This window comes from Ruegeria sp. CE9 (assembly GCF_056537425.1).
On sequence record NZ_JBQFRO010000148.1, the window covers coordinates 1 to 511 of the forward strand.

1 protein-coding gene is annotated in these 511 nt (G+C 54.8%); it reads right to left on the minus strand.

Annotated features, from left to right (window positions below):
• Positions 1-71: 71 nt before the first annotated feature.
• Positions 72-511, minus strand: a 440-nt coding sequence (locus ACR0B3_RS24580; protein ID WP_480811320.1) for a sugar phosphate isomerase/epimerase family protein, incomplete at its 5' end; no start/stop codon positions are given.

The following is a 511-nucleotide window of genomic DNA, read 5'->3' on the forward strand; positions in this document are numbered from 1 at the left end:
GGCGTCGTTTCCGCCGCCAACCATGCCAAGCCGAATGCGTCCTGATGTTTCTTCACTGCGTCCTGTGACCATCACTCAATCCCCAGCATTTTACGATTGGCGGCTTCGTCGGCGCCACTATCAGCGAAATCATCAAAGGCTCTCTCGGTCACACGGATGATGTGATCTGACACAAACTGAGCGCCTTCACGCGCGCCATCCTCGGGGTGTTTGAGACAGCATTCCCATTCGACCACAGCCCAACCATCAAAGTCATTCGCCGCCATTTTTGAGAAGACCGCACCGAAATCCACTTGGCCATCACCAAGCGACCGGAACCGCCCAGCCCGATCAACCCAGCTTTGATACCCGGAATAAACACCTTGCCGCCCGGTTGGGTTGAACTCGGCATCTTTGACATGGAACATCCGGATCCGATCTTTGTAGATGTCGATATTATCCATATAGTCGAGGCATTGCAGCACGTAGTGCGACGGGTCGTATAGCATGCAGGCCCGTGGGTGATTTCCCG